This is a genomic window from Halobacteriovorax sp. BALOs_7 (assembly GCF_003612895.1).
Taxonomy (GTDB): Bacteria; Bdellovibrionota; Bacteriovoracia; order Bacteriovoracales; family Bacteriovoracaceae; genus Halobacteriovorax_A; species Halobacteriovorax_A vibrionivorans.
Genome location: NZ_CP027772.1, coordinates 562,907 through 585,379, shown reverse-complemented (window position 1 = coordinate 585,379; position 22,473 = coordinate 562,907). Strand labels below are relative to the sequence as shown.

The window sequence follows — 22,473 nt, the reverse complement described above, 5'->3', positions numbered from 1 at the left end:
TCTACTTTACGACTTTCTTAAGTTTTGCCATAGCGCGAGATATTCTCGTTCTAGCAGCTGACTCAGTGATCCCTAAAGTTTCGGCCACCTCTTTTGTTTGATGGCCCTCAATTTTTGCCATGAGCAATGGCCGCTTCAACTCCTCAGTTAAATACTTGTTTATGAGTACTGATAATTGTTCGTTAATAATCAATTTTTCAATACTATCTATTCCTGTATTCGTAAGATCTTGAGGATTTGTGACATCTTCCTGAAACTCTTCTTCTCTTTCTTTTAATTTTGAGTACTTACGGATATAGTCAATAATTCTTCGTTCAATGATACAATTTACCCATGGCGTCACCGGTCGTTCGGGTGAGTACGTCGGTAGTGAATGATGAATACTCATTAGTATTTCTTGGCATATATCATCTCGATGAGACTCGTTAAAAACTTTCACTGAGACGATCTTTTTCACAATATGTGAAATGGCCTCAAGAAAGATGCGGTAAGCCTCCTGATCACCATTTTGTGACAATATAATGAGTTTTTTTAAATCATTCACAAGGCAATTCTAACATAGTATATTTAAGGGCGTACATCTACTTTGCATCAAAACACTAGAGGAGAAAAGTTGAAGATATATCATATTGTTTGGTCAATGATCGCCATTTTGGCCTTCTTATTCATACTTACACCTTACTATCGTAAGAAAGAAGAAAGAAAGAATCAGAATGAGCGCGAATATTTTACTTTAATTAAGAAGGAACTCGACCAAGAAGATATTTCAGATGAGTTAATCGATGCTGCTAAGAAAGTGCATACTTCTAATTATATTGATACTGAAGAAAAGTTACTAGCAATAATAAAAGAAGATAAGGATTCAATGAGATCATTATGAGCGATGAGAATAATCAAAACTTATTAGAAAGACTGACAAGTGAAATTGATGACGCAAGATGGGACATCTTAAAACCTCACCATGAAAGAGAGGCCCTCTTTATGATTAATGATGAACTTGAACTACCAGCTGTCGGATACACAATGGCATCTGATCAAGTTGAGTATATTAAAAAGTGGTTGGCTGATGGCCAAATGTATCGCCCAACTGACGAGCAAATTGAACTTTGGGAAAAGAATAATACAGAGTTTAAATATTTAATTGTTCAACCATATGTTCTAGTTAAGATAAAAAAAGAAGGACTGGTCTAATGAAATACTTGATGACTTTATTGCTATTAGTTTCATGTGCAAAAGAATTCATTATTCAAGAGTCATCAAGTATCGACAACTTCACTTGTCCGGCCATTGAAAATTGCCTCTCTTCTTTAGAAAAAGACTCGTCTCCAAATTATATTATGCCGTTCAAAATGATAGGGGCCAGCGCTAAAGAAAATATGGATATTATTGAAAAAGTTATCCGCAAGATCGGTGATTTTAAAATTGAAAGAAATAGTGAATACCTAAAAGTTACTAATGATAATGTTCATCTTGAATTTATCGCCAATGGAGCAAAGAAGCGCATTGAAGTTCGCTCTCAAGTGAAAAAACAGAGCTTCTTCTCTTACGACCAAGGCCGTAAACAAGTAGAAAATATCCGTTTTAACTTCTATCAAGGCAATTACTAACACAATCCTTCCCAGTTAAAGCAATCCTTAAGATATGTTAAAATTTCTTCAATGAAGAGATTTATTCTACCTATATTCTTACTAATTTCATCAAGTACTTTCGCCGCAATTGATATTGGTGATGGTTCTGATGGAGCTTGCTCCCTTGGTGGTGCAATTAGTGTTACATCAACTGTATCGGGAACAGCATTCAATTGTACCTCTCTAGTAACAACTGGAGCTATTACAGTCTCTGATGGAAACCCACTAATTATTAAGGTTCAAGGTGATGCGACCATTGATCATACAATAACTCTCTTAGGTACAGCTGGTGGTGCAGCCGCTGGTGGCGGAGTTGTTGCTGGAGCTGAAGGTGGCGATGCTACAAATGCGGTATGTGGTGGTTTTAGTTTTGCTGATATCGGAGGAAGTGGTGGTGCCGGAGGCTCACACGTTAACCTCGGTGGAAATGGTGGCGTAGGTCAGGCATCAGGGCCAACAGATGGGCTTGATACAATGAGTGCCCCTGGATCAACAACCACAACTTATGACTCGGCCCTTTCACTTGAGACACAGATTCGAGGTGGCTCCGGTGGAGGAAACGGTGGAGATGGTTGTGAAAGTAGTGGTACTTTTACTGAACCAGGTGGAACACCAGGTGGTGCAGGAGGTGGTGCACTTCATCTTGCCGCCGGCGGTGATATTTATATCAATGCACAAATTGATGTAAGAGGTGGAAATGGTCAACCAGGAACAAGTTCAGCAAACGGCCAATCTGGTGGCTCAGGTGCAGGAGCAGGTGGAGTCATCTTCTTACAATCATCTTTAAATATTGAACTAAACTCTGCCCTACTTGCAAATGGTGGAACAGGTGGTGCCGCAGGAGGTGCCCTTGCTGGAGCAGGTGGAGATGGTGGAGATGGAATTATTCGACTCGATGATCTCGATGGAACAATAACGGGAGTCGGTGGCTCATATTCACCAAGTCCTACAATCATTACTCACGGAGCAACAAGTTTAGAAACACTTTCTTCAGGAATTGAACCAGGGTGTGCCGTAAGAGAAGACATGACACCGAAGAATCAAACGATCCTCGGTGCCTTATTACTTTTAATCTTAATGATTGGATTAAATATCAAAGAGACTAAGAAAGCTAATTGAAGCTGGAGACTCATTATCCCCAATATCATCAGTATTAGCATTACCTAGCTGACCATGGGCCCCATAACCAATACATTTCACAAGACCTTCATCTGTTGATAAGAAACAGTGATGATGGAAACCACCAGATACTTGAGAAACACTTAGTCCTAGATCAATGGCCGGCAATTGGGCAAGTCCATCTACAATATTAGAAGTGTCTTGTTGTCCAAGTTTCCCCATTGCACCACTACCCCAACACTTAGCTTCTCCAGCTTTAGAGATAGCACATGTTGATGTATTTGAAGCAACAACTGAGGCGGCTTCAAAACCTAAATCAAGAGCTGAATGAGACTCTGTTGTCTCATCGTCACCAATTGACTCACCAGGGTTTGAACCAAGTTGCCCAAAGTTATTATTACCAAAACAAAATACTGTTGAATCAGACTGTAGAGCACAAGAGTGAATCCCTCCCGTTGTTACAGCGATAACTCCTTTTGGAGTATATGTTGGCTCCACTGGCGTTAAGACATTATTTAAATGGCCAAGACCAAGTTGTCCGTGAGAATTACGTCCCCAACATTTTAATGTTCCACCAGATAGAATTGCACATGCATGGAAACTCATCGATGAAATATCCATTTGAATGGCCTTACCACCTAAGTCGACTAGACTACCAGTAGATACAGGTTCATCATCTCCGATCGCTTCAGTGTCACCTGTGCCAAGTTGGCCAAATGTATTCATTCCCCAACAACGAACATCACCAGTCGTTAGAAGAGCACAATTATGATAAGTTCCACCATATAGCTTTCTAACAATTCCACCAATATCAGTATATCCATAAGAAGACAGAGGCTCATCATCGCCTAACTTTTCAGTAGAGCTCATCCCTAGCTGCCCATAGGCACTATCTCCAAAACACTTAACTTTATTTGACTCTGTTAAGACACAAGTGTGAAGATTACCAGCAATGACCTGAAGAGCTTTTTCTCCACTTAAATCAATTGGAGCAATCGAATCAATTGATTCATCATCACCAATTCTTTCTGTATTACCTTGCCCTAATTGGCCATAAGTATTATCTCCCCAGCATTTAACTTCACCAGAAGCTAATAATGCACAAGAGTGGTTACCACCAGCAACGATTTGAATTACTTGTTTTGTTACAAGAGGCTTTTCACAATATTGTACTGCCGCTGTAGAAAAAGGTCCTCTCTCATCATTTAAAGAGACAATATTAGTTTCTGCATCATATGAATACTGAACCTCTCCACCATCAACAAATGTACGAATTGTATTAGTATCAATATTTGATACTTTTAAATTAAAGTCATTAATAGGATCAATACGAGTCATGGCAAGTGTACCTAACTTTGATAGTCCATCACCATAATCACCTGTTGCCATATCAACAGTGAAGCCACCACCGAATTCAACAAACTCTTTATAACCATAACCAATTTCGTTTTCTCCACCAAATGGCATTGTTGAAGCGTTATTATAAATTACTCCACCAGTAACAAGTGGGCGGTCATTATAAAGAGCACTTAATTTATCATAAACACTCTTTGGCGTTACAACTTGAGTTTCACCATCAAAACATTCAACTAAACGTGAACGATCCTCTCCCCCTTGTGGGTCAGCGACAGGAGTTACACCATCTGGATAAATTGCACAAATATCTTGTTCATCAGCAACAAAGGCAATAACAAGTGCGGCATCTGGCCTAAAGAATCCTTGTTCCTGAATTGCTGCAAAATAGTCGGCATCAAGAGCACGATTAAGAGAAGCTAAACCAGCTTCACCACCATCGGTTGCATAATCTCCAGCTGGATTTTGCATCTTTGTTTTTAAATGAGTCTTGATCTCTTCAATTGTTAAAGAACGATTAGATAGAATCGTTGGCTCAGTACCTTTTGTATAAAGTTTTCCAAAATGAGATGAGGTTGAACCGTGTCCTAGCATAACTGCAATATTAATATCCGCAGCAGCAGGTATAACATCTAAGAAGGCATCGAATCCCTCAGCAATGTCGGCCCTTTCTTCGATAATAGAACCAGATGTATCTGGAATGATAAGAATATCAATATTTCTCGTTATATCCTCTTCTTTAGGTGCATAAATATCCTGATAGCAGGCAACATCTAGGTTTGGTAATGTTGGTAGATCTGCCCCTGGTACATCAACTAAGTCATCAAGACTTTCTGGTACACAAGAAGATGTGATAAATGAAATCCCAAGTATAAAGACCAACGTCTTCAACAAATATAAATGTGAATGTGGCCTTTTCTTATTACCCCTCAAAATAGCCCTCACTAGTTAAGTTTAACTTGGTCTTATTATAAGTGGCTGTTCGGTGAGGTTCTGAAATGGCCTAAGAATTTCTAGATTTCAGTTACTTAGGTGTAAATATGAAGATTTATGCCCTTATAAACTGACCAGTATTATGGCCATTCAATAAATTACATTTCCTAGAAGTTGTATTGAAGATTAAAGGCCATACTTTGCTGATTGGATTCGATGTCGCTATTGCTAAAGTCTTCATAGCTAAAAGATGCCTGATACATATCACTTATTTGGTAAGAAACTTCAAAGTTTAGGCCAGAATAATTTAGAATAAAGTAATTTAGCTCAGCTGAAACCTTACCTATTTTGTAATTAAGAGATGGAGCGAGGTTAAGGTAAAACTCTGCATTTGATTCAATAGAATTGTCGCTTAGAACACTTAGTTCATTTCGATATTCAACTTGAGTGACGACTCCATACTTAAGCCCAGCGACAGAGTTTAAAGGGCTTAATACTTGTGCCCCTAGACGTGTACGATTAAAAGCTAGATCTTCAAAAACAACTCCACTTGAATGCTTGAGAGAAAACTTAGCATCATAGTCCTTAATCTTTGTTTTATAACCACCAATGATAGAAATTAGATTCATGTCATCGACTTCTAGTTTCTTTGAATTACTAATAATATCGTAAGTTAATAATTCGGGACTAAACCCTACAAACCAATGGGTATCTCTTTCACTCTTTTCTAGCTTAGGCTTTGATTTAGAGATTCTATTTTCTTTAATCTCTTTTTTAATATCGATTCGACGTTTCTTTGAGTAAATGACATCACCTTTTTCTATTGCTTTAACTCTCCAGTAAAAGCTTTCTTCAAGCTGATTTTTAAATCGATAAGACGTCGCCTTCCCCAAACTAACTTCTTTAATATTTCTAAAAAAGCGATCTTTAGAGAATTCGATATAGAACCTATCACCTCTTACTTGTTCAAATTGAAGTTCAATGACATCGTCTTTCTTAAATCTCTTACCATGTCTAGGTGATAATAAATTAATGCCTTGAGCACCACCAAACTTCTTTGTAACAATTAAGTCTTCTTTAGACGAGAATTCACTCTCTTGGTTCCAATAATCAATAGCAGATACACGCCATTGAAAATGTCCAACTGAATAATCCTTCCATTCATAGCGATTTATTTTCACCTTCTCATCGACGACAATGTCATCTCCATCAAGGATTTGTACACGATATTCTTTTACATCATTAACAGCTTCCCACTTAAGTACAATATCGTCTTTTGCATGAGCAACAGGAATAAGCCAATTCAAAACTCTTCCAACAAATGGCCCTAACTGATTCATCTCAACACGCTTTTCTATCTTTTTAATCTTCGGTGCTGGCGGTGGCGGTGGAGGAACAATTATAATCTTTACTGGAGGAACAAATTTTCCAGACTCATTTTTCACTCGCCAATAATGAACACCAAGCTCTTTAATAAGTAATTTTGTATTGGCCTCAGTTGTTTCAATCTCTTGAACAATATTTTTAAAGCTACGATCTTTTGAAATCTCTACCTGAAAAGAGCGCTCTCCTGGAGCAGCTTTATTTGCCCAAGTTAGGTCAATCATATCTCCTGGCTTTTTAACGACTACCTTTCGTCCATTTTCAAGAGCGGAGTTATCATTATCAAATGTTACACTAAACTCATTCTCATCAGATGCTGATACTTTTTCGCCATTAAAGTAATACTCTAGGGACCATTCATAATCGCCACTTTCTTCAATAGGAATCTTATAAGACTGACCGGCCACTAGGTGTCTCTTTCCATTTAAAACGAGATAAGTCTCAAGTCCCTCAGGAAGATCTGCTGTTTCCCAATTAAACTCAACGAGATCTTTCTGGTAGAAATAATATTCTTCACCATTAAACGGTCTTTTAAGAACAATCTTCTCAGGTGCCTTAATAACTTCAATTAAATGACTTTTTGATTTTAAAGCAAATGGGTGTTCAATGGACTTATTACGATAGCTTAATTTATAAGAGCCAACTTCATCGAAATTAATTTTTAAAACGCCATCATCATAATCGACATCTTCAATAATTTCATCATTAATGAAAAAATCGATTGAATCAAAAGACTGTGTATAAATTGTCTTTTCTTGCCCAACAAGTAATCTTGATTCATTTTCTAAATTCTCAAATATTGGAATCTCTTCAAATATTATTTCAAATGACTTCTCAGTCGAAACCTCTTTATCATTGGAAACCTGCCAGTAATAAATCCCCTGCCCTAAGTCCTTTATTACGATTTGATTATTTGTTACGTCAAAGACTTCCCCATTTTCAAATGCAGACTTAGTTTTTGAAAGATGTAGTTTTTCTACATCTTCATTGAAATTGAATTTCACTTGATTATTTTCAACAAGGTAGAAAAGCTTACCATCAGTAGGAGTAAACTCGCTTGGCCAACTTTTCTTTACCGTATAAGAGTCATTCGTTAAAAGTACACGAACACCTTTTTCAATTGTTTCCTCACGATTTCCAAGGCGAACCTTGGCCTGTCCTTCTAATACTGAAAGTTCTTTATTCTTACCATCTGTTGAAATCTTAATCTTTGAACTATCTGACTTGATTTCATAAATCTGATCACCTACTTTTACAACAAATGCTTCACTAGAATTACTTAATGTAGCAAAGACTACACCTTGCTCAATATTAAGATTAATTCCATCAGTATCTTGCGTAATTTTAAAAAGACTTTCTTCAGAAACTTTCAGTCGATTTCCAGAACTAAATTCAAGCTCAGCTGTGGAGTCCTTGTCCGTAAAGATTCGGTCATTATGATATAAGGCTTCATTACTTCCAAGATCATGCCATGAGAAATTATCGAAACTTCTGCGACGGACATCATTTCGAAGTTCAAAGACTTGGCCTAAAGTAATGCGCTCTCCACCAATTATCGGTGGATAATATGAAGTATTAAAAACTTGATTGCCAGCAAAGGCGGCAACACAAATACATACTAAGATAACGAATGTATCTAATAGTGAATTAACTCGTCCCACTATCCTCTTTCCATACTGGTACTCTTTTCTCATTCTTGCGCATGACGCAAATCGTTAATATCATTGTATCTAAATATTTAAGAGACTTCTACGTAGGTAAATAATGGGCAAGAAACCGATCTTTCCGATCAAGTTTAAACTGATTACTTTAAATACTGCATTGCTGATTGTTGTTATTGCTTTTCTGACAAAGTATGCGACGCACTTATTTGAAAAAGATAAGAAAGCATATCTCTACGAGAACTCGCTCTTTAACGTTACGAGTGTAGCAAAAGAATTCAATTATACTCTTAATCGAATTACTTCTGATCTTCAAAACTTATCACTTATTAAAAACAAAAAGCTTAAATCAAAAGCAATTAGTGAAACAAAGTATATTCTAGCCTACCTTGAAAAAGGCGAATTCATCATTAATCGCGACTTTGATAAAGATGAGAACCAATTCAAATTGGCCATACCAAAGAATCAAAGGAATGATTCAATTGCATCATTTACTTTTGAAGATGAAAAATTTGTTATTCTCACTAAAAAGTTTAAAGACAATCTTGCTTCCATAGTTATTAAGGCCAATATTTTAAATAACCTACTCTCACAAAACCGCACCTATAATACTCTCGTCTTTCAAAATGGAAAACTAGTCCTAGGAAATGATCTTATTGGGCTAAGTGAGTATGATAAGAATGAATTCAAAGGAAATAATATTGTTAAAAAGGTTCGATTCAACAATGATGACTACCTTATATCAACAGCACAAACAAAGGCCTTTGAGCTTTCTGTTGTTTCCACTATCTCTGAATCAGATGCTCTTTCAGTAACAAAGTTTTTAACTCAAAGAGCTTTATATTTTGCCATTTTCATTATCGCACTTTCTACAATTATTATCGTCTTATTATCGAGAACAATTTCAAAGCCTATTGAAAAACTTTACAGACGTGCACTAAGTATTGGACAAGGAGACTTTGAGTCAACAGTAGAAATTAAAACAAAAGATGAACTAGGAACTCTCGGTGATTCATTCAACCAGATGTCTCGCGATATTTTAGACTATATTGAAAAGATGAAGGAGAAGGCCCGTTTAGACGAGGAAGTAAAAGTTGCAAAACTTGTCCAAGAAGAGTTCTTTCCACCTAAGGACATTGAAACCAACGCTGTCCGTATAAGCTCTTATGCAGCACCAGCAAGTGAATGTGGTGGTGACTGGTGGGGACATCATGAATTTGGTGACTTTATCATAACAATTATTGCAGATGCTACAGGACATGGCCTACCAGCAGCGCTTCTAACATCGGCCATTAATTCGGCTTTTAATAGTATTAAAATAAGACTAGAAGAAGAGACATCTCTTATTTCTCCAGCTGAAATCACCCAGTACTTAAATAAGGTCATCGATCTTTCAAATAATAAAATTCTTCTCACAGCATTTGTTTCGGTCTACAACACCAAGACAAGAGAGTATTCATATACAAACGCCAGTCACTTGGAAGTATTAAAAGTTCCAAAAAGGAATGAGATCACTAAAGCAGATATTATTCCACTAATTGATGCTAAAGGACCTCGACTTGGTGAAAGTAACGAATCTTCATACTCTTATGAAACAATTAAACTAGAGGCCGGTGAGCTTCTTGTTTATATGACGGATGGAATTACTGAAGCTGAAAATAGTGAGGGTAAACAATGGGGACTTAGAAAACTTCTTAAGATCCTTATGACCTATGGACAAAACACAAGTAAAGAAATTCGTGATACAATAGTTTCTGTTGTATACGACCACAGAGGGTCTGACTCATTTGATGATGATCTAACGTTAATTTGTCTTGAAGTAAAGTGATGTAATTATGGGAATAAAGTTAAATATCCAACATTCAGAATTTGAAGAAATTGAAAATCTCAATCTCCACTCTCCAAATCAAAATATTGCAATTGGAGATGAACTTCAAAAGGCCAGTGATATTTTTATCAGCCGCTATGACACTCTTATTAACTTAAAATATCTAGTTGATAATGGTGCAAATCATATTATTGCAAACTCCCCTAGCCTCAAAGATGAAATTAAATCTGTCGTGGACTTTATAAATGATGAACAAAAAAATAATCTCGAAAGTCGTATCGCTCCTAAGGTGCAAAATAAAGTAACTATTGAAAGTGAAGATGGATTTGATAAAAGCCTTCAACAGCTTCTTCAAGATATTGACTTCGAAGGTTATCACGAGAGCATCTCAAGTAAACTAAATCTAGTTACCAACGAGTTCTACACAAATGATATATTTCATAGGACAAGTACCCAAAAAAAGGGAGAAATACGCCTTTCTCAAGATGATTGCAAGATTATTATCCACTACAAGAGTTATACTAAAGTGAAGAAATCCTCAATTGTTTCATCCCTTTACCGAGCAGCTAAAGAGAAGAAACCAAGGCAAGAGGGCCGTGGAGCAGGACTAGGACTATACTTCATCTTGCAAAATTGTGATCGCTTGCAAGTTGTTCAAAACCCTGAATCAACAGACTTCTATGTCTATATTGAGAAGAACAAAAGATACAAAGATATTAGTAAAAGAATACCTTCAATAAACTTATATAATTTAAAGGAATAAAACTATGAGTAACTTAAGTGTTGAAGTCAAAACAGAAAATGACACAACCATTGTTAATCTAACAGGAAGAATTGACGAGGATGCTGATCTAAAGCCTATTCTCGATTTGAAAGATAAGAAGTTACATATCAACTTTAATAATGTTGAAATGATAAACTCATGTGGAATTAGAGAATGGATCAATATGCTAGGTGAATTATCTGGCAAGATCACCTACTCTCATTGTCCACAAAGTGTCATCGAACAAATTAATATGGTCCACGGCTTTATCAAGCCTGGTATTGATGTTGAGAGCTTCTATGCTCCATATTACGAAGAATCAACTGACGAAGTAAAAATGATTCTAATTAATACTAGTGACGTTGTTGATAATAAAGCACCTGTTATGAAAAATGATGCAGGAGAAGAACTTGAGTTTGATGCTATCGAAGCGCAATACTTTCAATTCATTAAACAGATGAGCTAATATGAGCAACTACAATCTCTACGATTCAATTTTTGAACCTATCTGTGTTGTAAACAAGAGCAATGAAATTGTTTATTATAATCACTACTTTGCTTCATTCTTTAAGAAGTCACCACGAATTTTAAAGAAAGGACCAAAACTTAGAAGCTTATTTACAGGGTTTGAAATTGAAAGTTTTCTCTATGATATTCAAGGTGTAAAAGTCGGTCCAGAAGTAGAGATCTATCTTGACGATCAAACTTTTTACCACGTTATTATTAAAGCGATTGAGGCAAATGATGAAAAGATTGTCTGCTTTAATGATATAAGTATTGAAAAGAATCTTTATACAAAATATCGATATCAAATTGAAGAACTCAAAGAGATACATAACCAAATTATTCAAGCCGATAAACTAAGTACTATCGGAGAGATTACTGCTACGATCTCACATGAGATCTCAAATCCTCTTACGATCGCATCAGGAAACCTTGAATTAGTGGATGCTTTAATTAGTAATGAGAATATTGAATCAAAGGATCTAATCACTGGAAGTATTCACGATACTAAAGACTCTATCGATCGTATTACAAAAATTATAAAAGGCCTAAAGAGCTTCCTACACAATAAAGATAGTAATAAGAAATTCATTTCTGTTGAAAAAGTAGTTGAAAGATCTCTTAGTCTTTTGAAAGTTCCACTCGAACAAGATGGAATTAAAGTTGAATTTGACTGCAAATCGTCTTCAATTATTTTGGCCAACCCAATTGAAATGGAGCAAGTTATTATTAACTTAGTAACTAATGCAATCCACGCCCTTGTAGACGCTAAAGTAGCCTCTCCTACTATTACAATAACAATTACAAAAGATGATGTTTGCCACATTATCAATGTTATTGATAATGGGCCGGGAATTAATGCAGAAAATAAAGATCAAATATTTGAGTCTTTCTTTACTACAAAAGAAGTTGGAGAAGGTACAGGGCTTGGCCTTGCTATTTCTTCTAAAATTATCGATTCATATTCAGGTAGTTTAAAGCTTGTGGATTCTGATAGCGGATGTAATTTTGAAATCACTCTTCCAAAAATGGAGACGACTTCATTTACAGATAGTGAACTTAGTATCAATTTAGATTTCAAAAGAGTTCTAGTAATTGATAATGAACCACAAATATTAAACTTATTTGCAAAGTATTTTAAAGATGGGCCAGTAAATCTTATCTTTGCTTCCGATGCAATTGAAGCTCAAAGACTTCTATTGGGTACAAATGTAGATGCCATCATCACAGACTATGATATGCCTGAGAAGAATGGTGTTGAGTTTGCAAAAGAGCTAGCTAGTCAAGGAGATGAGACACCTGTGTTTATAATGTCAGGTGTAGCTCAAAAGAACTTGATAGCAGGTTATCAGGAAATAAAAGGGTTCCTTGAGAAGCCTTTTGAAAAAGAAGATATTCTAGATTTACTTGGAATTAAGAGTGAGGAGAATAACTAATGGCAATGTCTCCGGCAAGTCCACCATTAGCAAAAAAACCTTCTGTTCTCATTGTTGATGATGAGGAAAAGATCTGCTTTCTTATCAAAACATTTTTAGAACAAACTGGTGCATTTAAAAATATTGTTACTGCTGATACGGTAAGTGTGGCACTTTTAAAACTTAGAAATGAAGACTTTGATCTTGTTATTATTGATTATAAATTACCTGATAAGGATGGAACTTATTTTATCGATGTTGCAAGTAAATCAATGAAGTATCAGAAAATGAAGTATCTTCTTATTTCAGGATTTTTAGATAATCGCTCAATGGTTAGTGTTATTAATTCTGGTGTAACAAATGTTTTAGTAAAGCCATTTTCAAGAGATGATCTCATCGATAAGGTCTACTCTCTCCTAAAGATTAAATAGGCTCGACTTCATTTAAAAACTCATCTTTTGTTAAAAGATAAGACTTATAATGATTACTATATGTATTCACCTCTTCTGGTGTGAGCTTTCTTTTGGCAACAGCAGGAGTACCTATAATAAAGCTCTCAGGGGGATAAACTTTTCCAGGAGGAACAACACTTCCCCCTGCTACAATAGAGTTTTTTCCAATGACAGCACCATCAAGAACAGTGGCCCCCATTCCAATAAGACAGCCTTCTTCAATTGTACACGCGTGCAGAGTTACACTATGGCCCACACTAACATTCTCTTTGATAATTAACGGAATATCTTCAACAACATGAAGCATTGTCAGATCTTGAATATTACAATTATCACCTATGTGTATTTCGTTCACATCACCACGAGCAACAACTTGAAACCATAGAGAAACATTCTTTCCAAGAAAGACCTTTCCTATGACATCTGCTGAGTCGGCGACAAAACATCCCTCACCAAGACTTGGTTCAATTCCTTTATAACGATATAGCGTCATCTATCTCCACCCAATTACTTCATAACCTTTTTCTGCAAGACAGCGATTAACAAAGCGCTGTTTTACTTCATCTTCACTTAGACCTGCTGATGCGGCACCACTCGCTCCGCCAATAGCTGCGCCCTGAGCGGCTCCTCGTCCAGCATTTCCACCAAAGACAGCACTTGCTACAGCACCAACGATAGCACCCCATGCAGCACCTTTTCCACCTTCACGAATCATCTGCCTTCCACGCTCACTTTCTAAAAACTCATCGGCCTTATCCATGCAAAGAGAGATATCTCGATCAGCTTGTTCCTTTCCATATTTTTGATAGGCCTTATTTGGGTAGAGTTTAGGTTTAGAAGCGCAGGCAACTAAGACAATTAAAAGCGATAGTGAAAATATCTTCATGATTGCTCCCAAAAAAAAAGCCGCTTAAAGCGGCCTTATTTAGATTTGAATTTTATTCTTCTTTAACTCCACCCCATGGAATCTTTGAAAGATAGGCTGCTAAATCAGCAATATCCTCTGGGGAAAGTTTTTTAACAATAGTTAACATTTGCTGGTTAACACGTACTCCGTTTTTCATATCAAGAAGTTGCTTCTCAATATACCATTCCATTTGTCCACCAATACGAGGTGCCTTATTAGCGGCTTTCCCTGAACCATCTTTAGCGTGACATGCAATACATTGCTTATAAAGCTTATCTGCTCTTTCAAGTTGTGGAGTATCTAAAGGGATAATTGTCTTTTCTTCGATTACTTCATCAGTGATAACTGGTGGAGCTGTAACTTCAGCGTGTATTTTTGCAAGTTCTTCAACTTCTTTTAAGTGAGCAATATGAGCTTTTTCAGCTGCTTCAAAATTATATTTCTCATTGTTGACTTCAACGCTCTGGTAACTTGATAAGTTCATAACAAGAACTAGCCCTACTAAAGTGAGGGAAAATAGCACTAAACGATACATCGTTTCTCCATTCCAAAAATTAATCTACTTTTAATGGCTTAAGTATAATTGTCCTGACTGATTTTGGCAATCGTAAAGGTATCAAGCTCAAATCTTACTACCTTGCGCGTCATCAATAACGCACGGCTAATACATGGACGTTCTACATTATAGGGTTTATAATTCGGCCACAAAAACTTAAGTAAATTCAGGAGCTTTTAATGCAGTACAACTTTGGTGAGATTGAACCAAAATGGCAAAAGTTTTGGGAAGACAACAAAACTTTTAGAACCGACTCAACAGACAAAACGAAACCTAAATACTATGTATTGGATATGTTTCCTTATCCATCAGGTGCAGGACTTCACGTTGGTCACGTTGAAGGATACACAGCAACAGATATCTTAGCTCGTTTTAAAAGAATGAATGGGCACAATGTTCTTCACCCAATGGGTTGGGATTCATTTGGACTTCCTGCTGAGAACTACGCCATCAAAACGGGAACTCACCCAAATGTAATAACAAAAGAAAATATTGGAAACTTCACAAGACAACTAAAGGCTTGTGGATTCTCATATGATTGGGATCGTGAGATCGCAACTTCAAGTATTGATTACTATAAGTGGACTCAATGGATCTTTACTCAACTTTATAATAAAGGCCTAGCTTTTGAAGATGAGATTTCTGTTAACTGGTGTCCTGAACTTAAGACAGTTCTAGCTAACGAAGAAGTAATCGATGGAAAATCTGAAGTTGGTGGCCACCCAGTTGTTAGAAAACCAATGAAGCAGTGGATGTTAAAGATTACTGAATACGCAGACCGTCTTCTCGAAGATCTTGATGATCTTGATTGGCCAGAGTCTCTAAAAGAGTTACAAAGAAATTGGATTGGTCGCTCTGAAGGTGCACAGGTTTCTTTTGAAGTAAAAGGTGCAGATTCGAAAATTGATGTTTTCACAACTCGTCCAGATACTCTTTTTGGTGCAACGTACATGGTCCTAGCTCCTGAACACGACCTAGTTGCAAAAATTACCACTGAAGATCAAAAAGCAGATATTGAAGCCTATATCAAAGAAGCGGCCCTTAAGTCTGATCTTGATCGAACGGATCTAAATAAGAATAAGTCCGGTGTTTTCACTGGCGCTTATGCAATCAACCCTCTTAATGGAAAAGAGATTCCAATTTGGATTGCTGATTATGTCCTAATCTCGTACGGAACAGGAGCGATCATGGCCGTTCCAGCTCATGACGAAAGAGACTGGGAATTTGCTAAGAAATACGACCTTGAAATCCTTCCAGTCCTTGAAGGTGGAGACGTTAATGAAGCGGCCTTCACTGGAGATGGTACCCATATTAATTCAGACTTCCTAGATGGGCTAAATAAAGAAGATGCGATTTCAAAAGTTATCGCTCACCTTGAAGAAAAAAATATCGGAAAGAAAGAAATTAACTACAAGCTTCGCGACTGGTTATTTTCTCGTCAAAGATACTGGGGAGAACCATTCCCAATTTTAAAATTTGAAGATGGAACTGTAAGATGTCTTGATGAAGATGAGCTTCCAGTTGGTCTTCCTGAAGTTGAAAAGTATGAACCATCGGGAACTGGTGAGTCACCACTAGCTCGCATTGATGATTGGTTATACTTAACTGATCCAAAGACAGGCAAGAAAGCAAGACGTGAAACAAATACAATGCCTCAGTGGGCAGGGTCTTGTTGGTACTACCTACGCTTCATTGATCCAAAGAACTCTGAAGTTGCATGGGATAAGCAATTAGAAGAATACTGGATGCCAGTCGATCTGTATGTTGGTGGAGTTGAGCACGCTGTTCTTCACCTACTCTACGCTCGCTTCTGGCACAAGGTTCTATTTGATCTTGGACTTGTTTCCACAAAAGAGCCATTCCAGAAACTTTTCAACCAAGGTCTTATCCTAGATGAGCATGGTGAGAAGATGAGTAAGTCAAAAGGAAATACTGTAAACCCAGATGATATCATCAAAGAATACGGTGCAGATGCTCTTAGACTTTATGAAATGTTCATGGGGCCACTTGAAAAAGTTAAGCCGTGGCAAACAAAAGGTGTAAAAGGAGTATTTAACTTCCTTAGAAAATCATTCACTTTCTATGGAAACCCAGAAAATACTTACGAAGGTGAAGAGAAGAATCAAGATGTTCTAAAGCACCTACACAAGACAATTAAAAAAGTTACTGAAGATGTAGAAAACCTTCGCTTTAACACAGCGATCTCAGCAATGATGGTAATGAATAACGAAGTTATTAAACTTGGTCAGGTTTCAGTTGAGACGGCCAAAGCATTTACAAGACTTCTTTCTCCATTTGCTCCACACGCTGCTGAAGAGATGTGGGCAAATTTAGGTGAAACAACTTCTTGTTCACTTGCTCCGTGGCCGACCTTTGATCCTGAGCTTGCTAAAGATGACCTAATCACAATGGCCATCCAAGTAAATGGTAAAACGAGATCTACAATTGATGTACCTGCTGATATCTCAAAAGAAGACTTTCTTGCACAGGCCAAGGCCGATGAGAAAGTAGCAAAGTTTATCACGGGAACAATTGTTAAAGAGATCTACGTTCCGGGAAGAATTTGTAACATTGTAGTTAAAGGATAAACTATGAAAAATACATTCTATGCAACAACAGCTATCGACTACCCAAATGGGCGTCCTCATATCGGACATGCTTATGAGAAGATTGTAACTGACTCATACGCACGTTGGAATAGACTCCTTGGAAAAGATGTTTACTTCCTAACTGGAACAGATGAAAACGGACAAAAGCTTATTGAGTCGGCCAAGGATGCAGGTCTTGATACACTTGAATTCGTTAATAAGAATGTCGAAGTTTTTAAAGACCTTTGTACAAGAGCAAATATTAGTCATGACGACTTCATCAGAACAACTGAGAAGCGTCATGAAGATTCATGTGTTGAACTTTGGAAGAAACTTGAAGAGAAGGGATTAATTTACCACGGGCACTACTCTGGTAATTACTGTCTTTCTTGTGAGTCTTTCTACACTGAAGCACAAGCACCTGATGGGAACTGCCCTGAGCACCACAAGCCACTTGAACTCAAAGAAGAAGAAGGCTTCTTCTTTAAACTGAGTGAATACCAAAAATGGATTATCGATCACCTAAAAGCGAACCCTGATTTTATTGTTCCAGGTGCACGCTATAAAGAAATTCTTTCTCGCCTTGAAAATGACGATCTAAGAGACCTTGCTATTTCTCGTCCAAGCCAAGGATGGGGTGTAAAGGTTCCAGGTAATGATAACTTTGTTATGTATACTTGGTTTGATGCTCTTATCAATTACTACTCTGCTCTTGATTCAGATCAAAAAGAAAAGTTCTGGCCAGCAGATATGCACGTTATTGGTAAAGATATCCTTTGGTTCCATTCAGTAATTTGGCCATGTATGCTAAAGGCCGCAGACCTTCCTCTTCCAAAACAAGTATATGTTCACGGAATGGTACTTGCTGAAGATGGAAAGAAAATGAGTAAGTCTCTTGGTAATGTTGTTGATCCATTTGAGATGCTTGAAAAATATCCAACGGATACTTTCCGCTACTATATGCTAAAAAATATTTCATCATCTGGTGATGGAAAATTCTCTGAACAAGAATTAGTTGATAAGCACAATACTGAGCTTGCAAATGACTATGGAAATCTTTTAATGAGAGTTATCAAACTAGGTCTAAAGAGCTTTCCTGATAAAGTCTACACGCCAGAAGGTGTGGCCCAAGAAATCGATGCTCTTCCATATTTTGAGCGTGCTAAGGAGTTCATGGATAAGCGTGAGCACAACAAGGCCATTGATGCGATTTGGGACCTTATCGTTAGCCTTAATCAATACGTAAATGATAAAGAGCCTTGGAAGCATAAGAAAGATGAAGCGGCATTTGCTCCAATCGCTTATAACTGTTTCTACGGTATGGCAGCAGCATCATATATGCTTCAGGCCTTCCTTCCAGAGTGTACGAAAACAGCTCTTGAATATATTGGTTCAAGTGCTCTTGGAACTGAACTTATGGAATTTGGGGCCGCAACTTATACGCCTCAGCCACCGGAAGCTTTATTTCCAAAAGTAGAACTTAAATAACAGCGGCATCTTAGCGAAGCTAAGATTTGACGCTGTTATAGCTCCCCTACACTTTAGCTAGAAAACAATTTCAACAAGCCTGCGTTTATGCAGGCTTAGTTGCCTCAGGAGCAATGGGAAAGTCAAAGTATATGAAAAAAGAAAATCAGCAAATAAAATATAAATAAAGTTACGGAGTGCACTCGTTCACAACATCATCATCAGAGTAGAAGAGCACGCGCCCAATTTTAGAATCTGTCTCAATAATATTCCTGATATCGTCAGTGATATTTATAAGCGGAGAAATTTTATCATTTTCAACTGTTGCTCTAATTGTTCCAAAGTTATTTAAGATAAGCTCATTATCCACAACATCATAGGTCTGAGTAAAAGAAGTTGAATATATACTTTGATCAATATTTGAAGGAAAAGGATATTCGCTATAACTTAAGTCATAGGTTTTAGTTTGGCGATATAATGTAATAAGAACTTGGGCAACAAAACGATCTCCAGCAACATCCTCTGTAATTAAACCTGTAAAGGACATGGCCTTATGCTTACGAGTATTAGCTGAGCATTTGCCAACAGACTCCATATGAAAAGCTTCTTCAACAGAAAGATTCTCTAGTGGATTTAACTTTGTTCCTACAACATAGTCATTTTCACCGCATGAAAATAAAATTAGTACCAGTAGACTTAAAGAAATAACACTCTTCAAAAAAACGCTCCATAATTTAGTTTACTAAATTGTAGAACGTTTAAATCATTAATAAAAGATGTTTATTAAGAACGTCTTAAGAAAGCATCAACTCTCTAAAATGCCTATTCTAATAACAAGGAACTTCAATATTAAAGTCACCCCATTTCTTTATTCGATATCTCTTCATGTCAAATCGGCCAGAGCCTGGAACATTTCTCGTATGTTCACCATCAATAATCACATTTCTATTTCTATCCCGTGCATGTAAATAGAGCACTCCATTCTTCGTTTGAAAAAACCTTATGGTTTCACCTGGTTTAAGCGTATAAAAGCCTTTCGCTTCCCAGCTATCGGTTTTGTGATTCTTATAATCAAATGCAATTAAAGTCTCTTTTGATGAACAATTATTTTTAATCAAAACATTAATGATACTTTCATGCTTCATTTCTTTTGAAACCCATTTTTCGATAAAGTCATTATCTTCACTAAATGTTCCGGAGAAAATGGCCTGTGCAATTTTCCCTCTTTCATCTGTTAGAAATGATCCGTAATTTACGCTCTTATATCTATCTTCTCCAGTTATCACACCATGTATATATGAGTTGCCATACTTTTCAGAGTAGACAAGAATTGGTGAACCACTTTGGCCACTTATTACATCACAATAAATATCAAGACGTTTGTCACTTGCTTGATCAATTTCACAATTTTCTTGGAAGTATTGTTGACCATCAGGCTTATCACCTGGATAACCTATCGTTAGAGTTTTTCCATCTGGTAAACTAGACCTACCCCAATAACCGGCAGTACCAACTCTATTTCCGGCACTTCTTCCCTGAGAGTCTAGACCTAGCTTCATAATAGCAATATCTTCATCTGGATAATGTGAAATATTTGAGTAATCTTTTGGATAATAAACTCTCTCAATTGGAAATCGACCGTACTTTGGTTTATTTTTATTTGTTAGACCAGGGTAGAAAAATGAGTTTTGTAAAAGATCTTCTGTCTCTGCTTTAAAGGCACAATGAGCGGCAGTTATAATATAGCTATCATTAATTAGAGTCCCTGAACACGTATTTACTGTCGCAACACCTGTACTTGGATTAACAATTTCAGTCCTAATTTGCCCAACTTTTTTAACAATTTCTTTATTTAAGCGACCAGTTGTTTGAGCGCGATCATCACTACCAATAATTTGATTAGAGCTTTCTACATTCACTTCTTTACTAGAAGCGACCTCGCTATTTTGGCATGAGATGAAATTAAATAAGATCAATGACGTATAAATTAACTGCTTTCCAGTAAACATTCGCTCCTCTCTATTCTAATAAATCAATATATTTATTTTAATAAAAAAGAGTGTTTCTATCCTTTTAATTGGAAGTTTTATAGAGGATGTTTATTTCATGTACAGCTTGAAATGCTTGTGTTTTCAGCAACTTAAAAGAAAAAAGGCTTCCTATGGAAGCCTTCTTATATTAATCATTATCGTATTGATTTGAGCAATTCATATAGATTGGTAAATGGTCGCTAATAACTTCTTTTAAGTAATTATAATAAGTCTTATCAAAAAGCTGTGAATCAATAACTCGATCGTAAAACTCTTTTTGACTCTCTTCCATGTCAAATCTTGGTACTAGCTTATTATTTTTTACCGTTAGCTTATTTTGAATTGAGCGAGTGTAATTATCCACAAGATTTTCAACCTTCTCGCGGCCACCTGCTTTAAGGCGGTACATTTCGACATCTCTTGTTTGAGATTGGTATTTTGCATTTGAGCGTACAAGGTAGCGTCGATTAATTAACTTTGAGAAGTCACCTTCAATAAAGTTAAAGATCTTTGCAGTATTGCTACCTTTGCAATTTCTTGTTTCATTAGGATCAAAAAGAAAGTGATCATAATTACTTTTTGTTCCATGAGTGATTGTTCCATCAGATAATGACTTACCTAAGGCCATTGAAGTTGCACCTTCAATTTTTAGCTCCAACCCTCTAAAGTCATTAAAGAAAGTTTCCCAGTAATCATTTGTACTCTCAAGATTAAAGTCACCAAGAATAATATAATCTTGCTCATAGTAACTCTTCTTTAAGTACTCAACTAGTTCGGCCATAAGTCTAACTTCAGCAAAGCGTGCAAATTTTAACTGAGTTACCCCTGGACCAATATCTTTATAATCTTCTACACCATAAACATTTCGTAGAATTTTCTTTTGAAGATCTTCATCTGAAGGCGTGTTGTGAATAACGTGAGTTGATAAAAGAGTGAAGTCAAATTCACCTGATTCAAACGTTGCAAGAAATGGCCTTCTTGAGAAAAGTCCATCGACATCACGGCCAAAAGTCTTTTCATCTAAGACTGGTAGACAGCCGTACTTTCCGTTTCTTCCATACTTATCACGACAATATTGTGTAGCCTTTAAATCAACAACACTACTACGATAGTAGAACCCTGTTAATTCTTTAACAGTCGAGTTCTCGCTTCCTTCCTGCTTTCCAGAAAGTACAAGAGACCAAGACGCATCAAGTTTTTGTAGCTCTTTTAAAACTTCAATATATCCAGGAAAATCAAATTGTTCACGAATAAGAGCAAGTTCATTTCTCGTTACACTTGCAGAAAGATCAGCTCCTTGCTCAGTCATCTGAGCAAGACGAGAAGTATAGTACTCAACGATACCTTCATTATGCCTCTTACTTAGGCCATTATTAGAAGTTAATTCAACTGCTGCAACAACATCCCAGTGGTCAATAATTTGAGCAACAAGTTGGTGGTCTTTGTATTCAGTTTGAGTAGCACCTGGCTTGAAAAGATTAAAGGCTGCAATTCTTACTTGATTATATTTAGATTTAACTTTTGAGCGGCTGTATTTACCAACAAATTTAGAGTAGATCTGGTATTCAGATTGACACTCTACTTCACCAACATTTCCATCAAGAAAGACCTTTAATTGGCGACAAGTTTCAATTTCCGATTCAGTTGCACCATCAAGCTCTGCATGAACAAGATTTGGCAATAAAAAAGTAGATAAAACTAATACCCTAAATAAGTTTACCATAATACTCTCCCCCGAGTGAGCTAGCATTGTACCCAAGTCATTTTCTTAATTCAAGCCTTGTGAAGCCTTGTAAGGCACCGAAACTAAAGTGTTTTTTATCATTTTTTTCGTCTTAGCACGTGCGTCAAGCTAAATATCTGAGTAAAAATAGCCGATAAAGATC

General features: G+C 36.7%; 20 protein-coding genes. 11 read left to right on the top strand and 9 right to left on the bottom strand.

Annotated features, from left to right (window positions below):
* Position 1 precedes the first annotated feature (1 nt).
* Positions 2–544, bottom strand: a complete 543-nt coding sequence (locus tag BALOs_RS02840) for an RNA polymerase sigma factor (RefSeq protein WP_115361664.1) — start codon at positions 542–544, stop codon at positions 2–4.
* 69 nt (positions 545–613) lie between these two features.
* Here BALOs_RS02840 and BALOs_RS02835 point away from each other — a divergent pair, with 69 nt between their 5' ends.
* Genes BALOs_RS02835 through BALOs_RS02820 form a run of 4 tightly spaced genes read left to right on the top strand, consistent with a single transcriptional unit; the run spans position 614 to position 2,747 of the window.
* On the top strand, positions 614–880 hold the full coding sequence (locus BALOs_RS02835) for a hypothetical protein (RefSeq protein WP_115361666.1): 267 nt from the start codon (positions 614–616) through the stop codon (positions 878–880).
* Positions 877–1,191: a DUF2288 domain-containing protein gene (locus tag BALOs_RS02830; protein WP_115361668.1), complete on the top strand. Its 315-nt coding sequence runs from the start codon at positions 877–879 to the stop codon at positions 1,189–1,191. The genes BALOs_RS02835 and BALOs_RS02830 overlap by 4 nt, the downstream gene beginning before the upstream one ends.
* Positions 1,191–1,607: a DUF1499 domain-containing protein gene (locus tag BALOs_RS02825; RefSeq protein ID WP_115361670.1), complete on the top strand. Its 417-nt coding sequence runs from the start codon at positions 1,191–1,193 to the stop codon at positions 1,605–1,607. The genes BALOs_RS02830 and BALOs_RS02825 overlap by 1 nt, the downstream gene beginning before the upstream one ends.
* Before the next feature lie 51 nt (positions 1,608–1,658).
* A complete protein-coding gene (locus BALOs_RS02820; RefSeq protein ID WP_115361673.1) occupies positions 1,659–2,747 on the top strand; it encodes a hypothetical protein in 1,089 nt (362 codons plus the stop codon).
* Here BALOs_RS02820 and BALOs_RS02815 read toward each other — a convergent pair.
* Positions 2,715–4,991, bottom strand: a complete 2,277-nt coding sequence (locus BALOs_RS02815) for a hypothetical protein (RefSeq protein ID WP_115361674.1) — start codon at positions 4,989–4,991, stop codon at positions 2,715–2,717. The two genes, BALOs_RS02820 and BALOs_RS02815, sit on opposite strands and share 33 nt — an antisense overlap.
* Positions 4,992–5,200: 209 nt before the next feature.
* The gene (locus BALOs_RS02810; protein ID WP_115361676.1) at positions 5,201–8,110 is read right to left on the bottom strand and encodes a FecR domain-containing protein; all 2,910 of its coding nucleotides are present in this window, start codon (positions 8,108–8,110) and stop codon (positions 5,201–5,203) included.
* Between the two features lie 70 nt (positions 8,111–8,180).
* On the opposite strand from BALOs_RS02810, the gene BALOs_RS02805 reads away from it, so the two are divergent.
* From BALOs_RS02805 to BALOs_RS02785, 5 genes are read left to right on the top strand one after another with little or no spacing between them, the layout of a single operon-like run.
* Positions 8,181–9,905: a SpoIIE family protein phosphatase gene (locus BALOs_RS02805; protein WP_115361679.1), complete on the top strand. Its 1,725-nt coding sequence runs from the start codon at positions 8,181–8,183 to the stop codon at positions 9,903–9,905.
* 7 nt (positions 9,906–9,912) lie between these two features.
* Entirely contained in the window at positions 9,913–10,668 is a 756-nt protein-coding gene (locus BALOs_RS02800) for a hypothetical protein (RefSeq protein WP_115361681.1), read from the top strand.
* Between the two features lie 4 nt (positions 10,669–10,672).
* Positions 10,673–11,134, top strand: a complete 462-nt coding sequence (locus BALOs_RS02795; protein ID WP_115361683.1) for a hypothetical protein — start codon at positions 10,673–10,675, stop codon at positions 11,132–11,134.
* Position 11,135: 1 nt separating this feature from the next.
* The gene (locus BALOs_RS02790; RefSeq protein ID WP_115361686.1) at positions 11,136–12,608 is read left to right on the top strand and encodes a hybrid sensor histidine kinase/response regulator; all 1,473 of its coding nucleotides are present in this window, start codon (positions 11,136–11,138) and stop codon (positions 12,606–12,608) included.
* Positions 12,608–13,018, top strand: a complete 411-nt coding sequence (locus BALOs_RS02785) for a response regulator (protein ID WP_115361688.1) — start codon at positions 12,608–12,610, stop codon at positions 13,016–13,018. The genes BALOs_RS02790 and BALOs_RS02785 overlap by 1 nt, the downstream gene beginning before the upstream one ends.
* Here BALOs_RS02785 and BALOs_RS02780 read toward each other — a convergent pair.
* The 3 genes from BALOs_RS02780 to BALOs_RS02770 are packed head-to-tail and all read right to left on the bottom strand — an operon-like array spanning position 13,011 to position 14,481.
* Positions 13,011–13,532: a gamma carbonic anhydrase family protein gene (locus BALOs_RS02780; protein WP_115361689.1), complete on the bottom strand. Its 522-nt coding sequence runs from the start codon at positions 13,530–13,532 to the stop codon at positions 13,011–13,013. The genes BALOs_RS02785 and BALOs_RS02780 overlap by 8 nt on opposite strands.
* Positions 13,533–13,925, bottom strand: coding sequence for a cell envelope biogenesis protein OmpA (locus tag BALOs_RS02775; protein WP_115361691.1), 393 nt, complete (start codon positions 13,923–13,925; stop codon positions 13,533–13,535). It abuts the gene before it with no gap.
* 52 nt (positions 13,926–13,977) lie between these two features.
* Positions 13,978–14,481 (bottom strand): c-type cytochrome, encoded by a 504-nt coding sequence (locus BALOs_RS02770; RefSeq protein ID WP_115361693.1) that lies wholly within the window; start codon positions 14,479–14,481, stop codon positions 13,978–13,980.
* 200 nt (positions 14,482–14,681) lie between these two features.
* On the opposite strand from BALOs_RS02770, the gene leuS reads away from it, so the two are divergent.
* Both leuS and metG read left to right on the top strand, forming a co-directional pair.
* Positions 14,682–17,090: a leucine--tRNA ligase gene (gene leuS / locus BALOs_RS02765; protein ID WP_120404210.1), complete on the top strand. Its 2,409-nt coding sequence runs from the start codon at positions 14,682–14,684 to the stop codon at positions 17,088–17,090.
* 3 nt (positions 17,091–17,093) lie between these two features.
* Entirely contained in the window at positions 17,094–18,578 is a 1,485-nt protein-coding gene (gene metG / locus BALOs_RS02760; protein ID WP_120404209.1) for a methionine--tRNA ligase, read from the top strand.
* A 169-nt stretch (positions 18,579–18,747) separates the two neighbouring features.
* Here metG and BALOs_RS02755 read toward each other — a convergent pair whose 3' ends face one another.
* The 3 genes from BALOs_RS02755 to BALOs_RS02745 form a co-directional block, all read right to left on the bottom strand.
* Positions 18,748–19,275, bottom strand: a complete 528-nt coding sequence (locus BALOs_RS02755) for a hypothetical protein (RefSeq protein WP_120404208.1) — start codon at positions 19,273–19,275, stop codon at positions 18,748–18,750.
* Between the two features lie 109 nt (positions 19,276–19,384).
* On the bottom strand, positions 19,385–20,566 hold the full coding sequence (locus BALOs_RS02750; protein WP_120404207.1) for a serine protease: 1,182 nt from the start codon (positions 20,564–20,566) through the stop codon (positions 19,385–19,387).
* Positions 20,567–20,735: 169 nt separating this feature from the next.
* Positions 20,736–22,310: a hypothetical protein gene (locus tag BALOs_RS02745; protein WP_115361704.1), complete on the bottom strand. Its 1,575-nt coding sequence runs from the start codon at positions 22,308–22,310 to the stop codon at positions 20,736–20,738.
* Between the last annotated feature and the right edge of the window lie 163 nt (positions 22,311–22,473).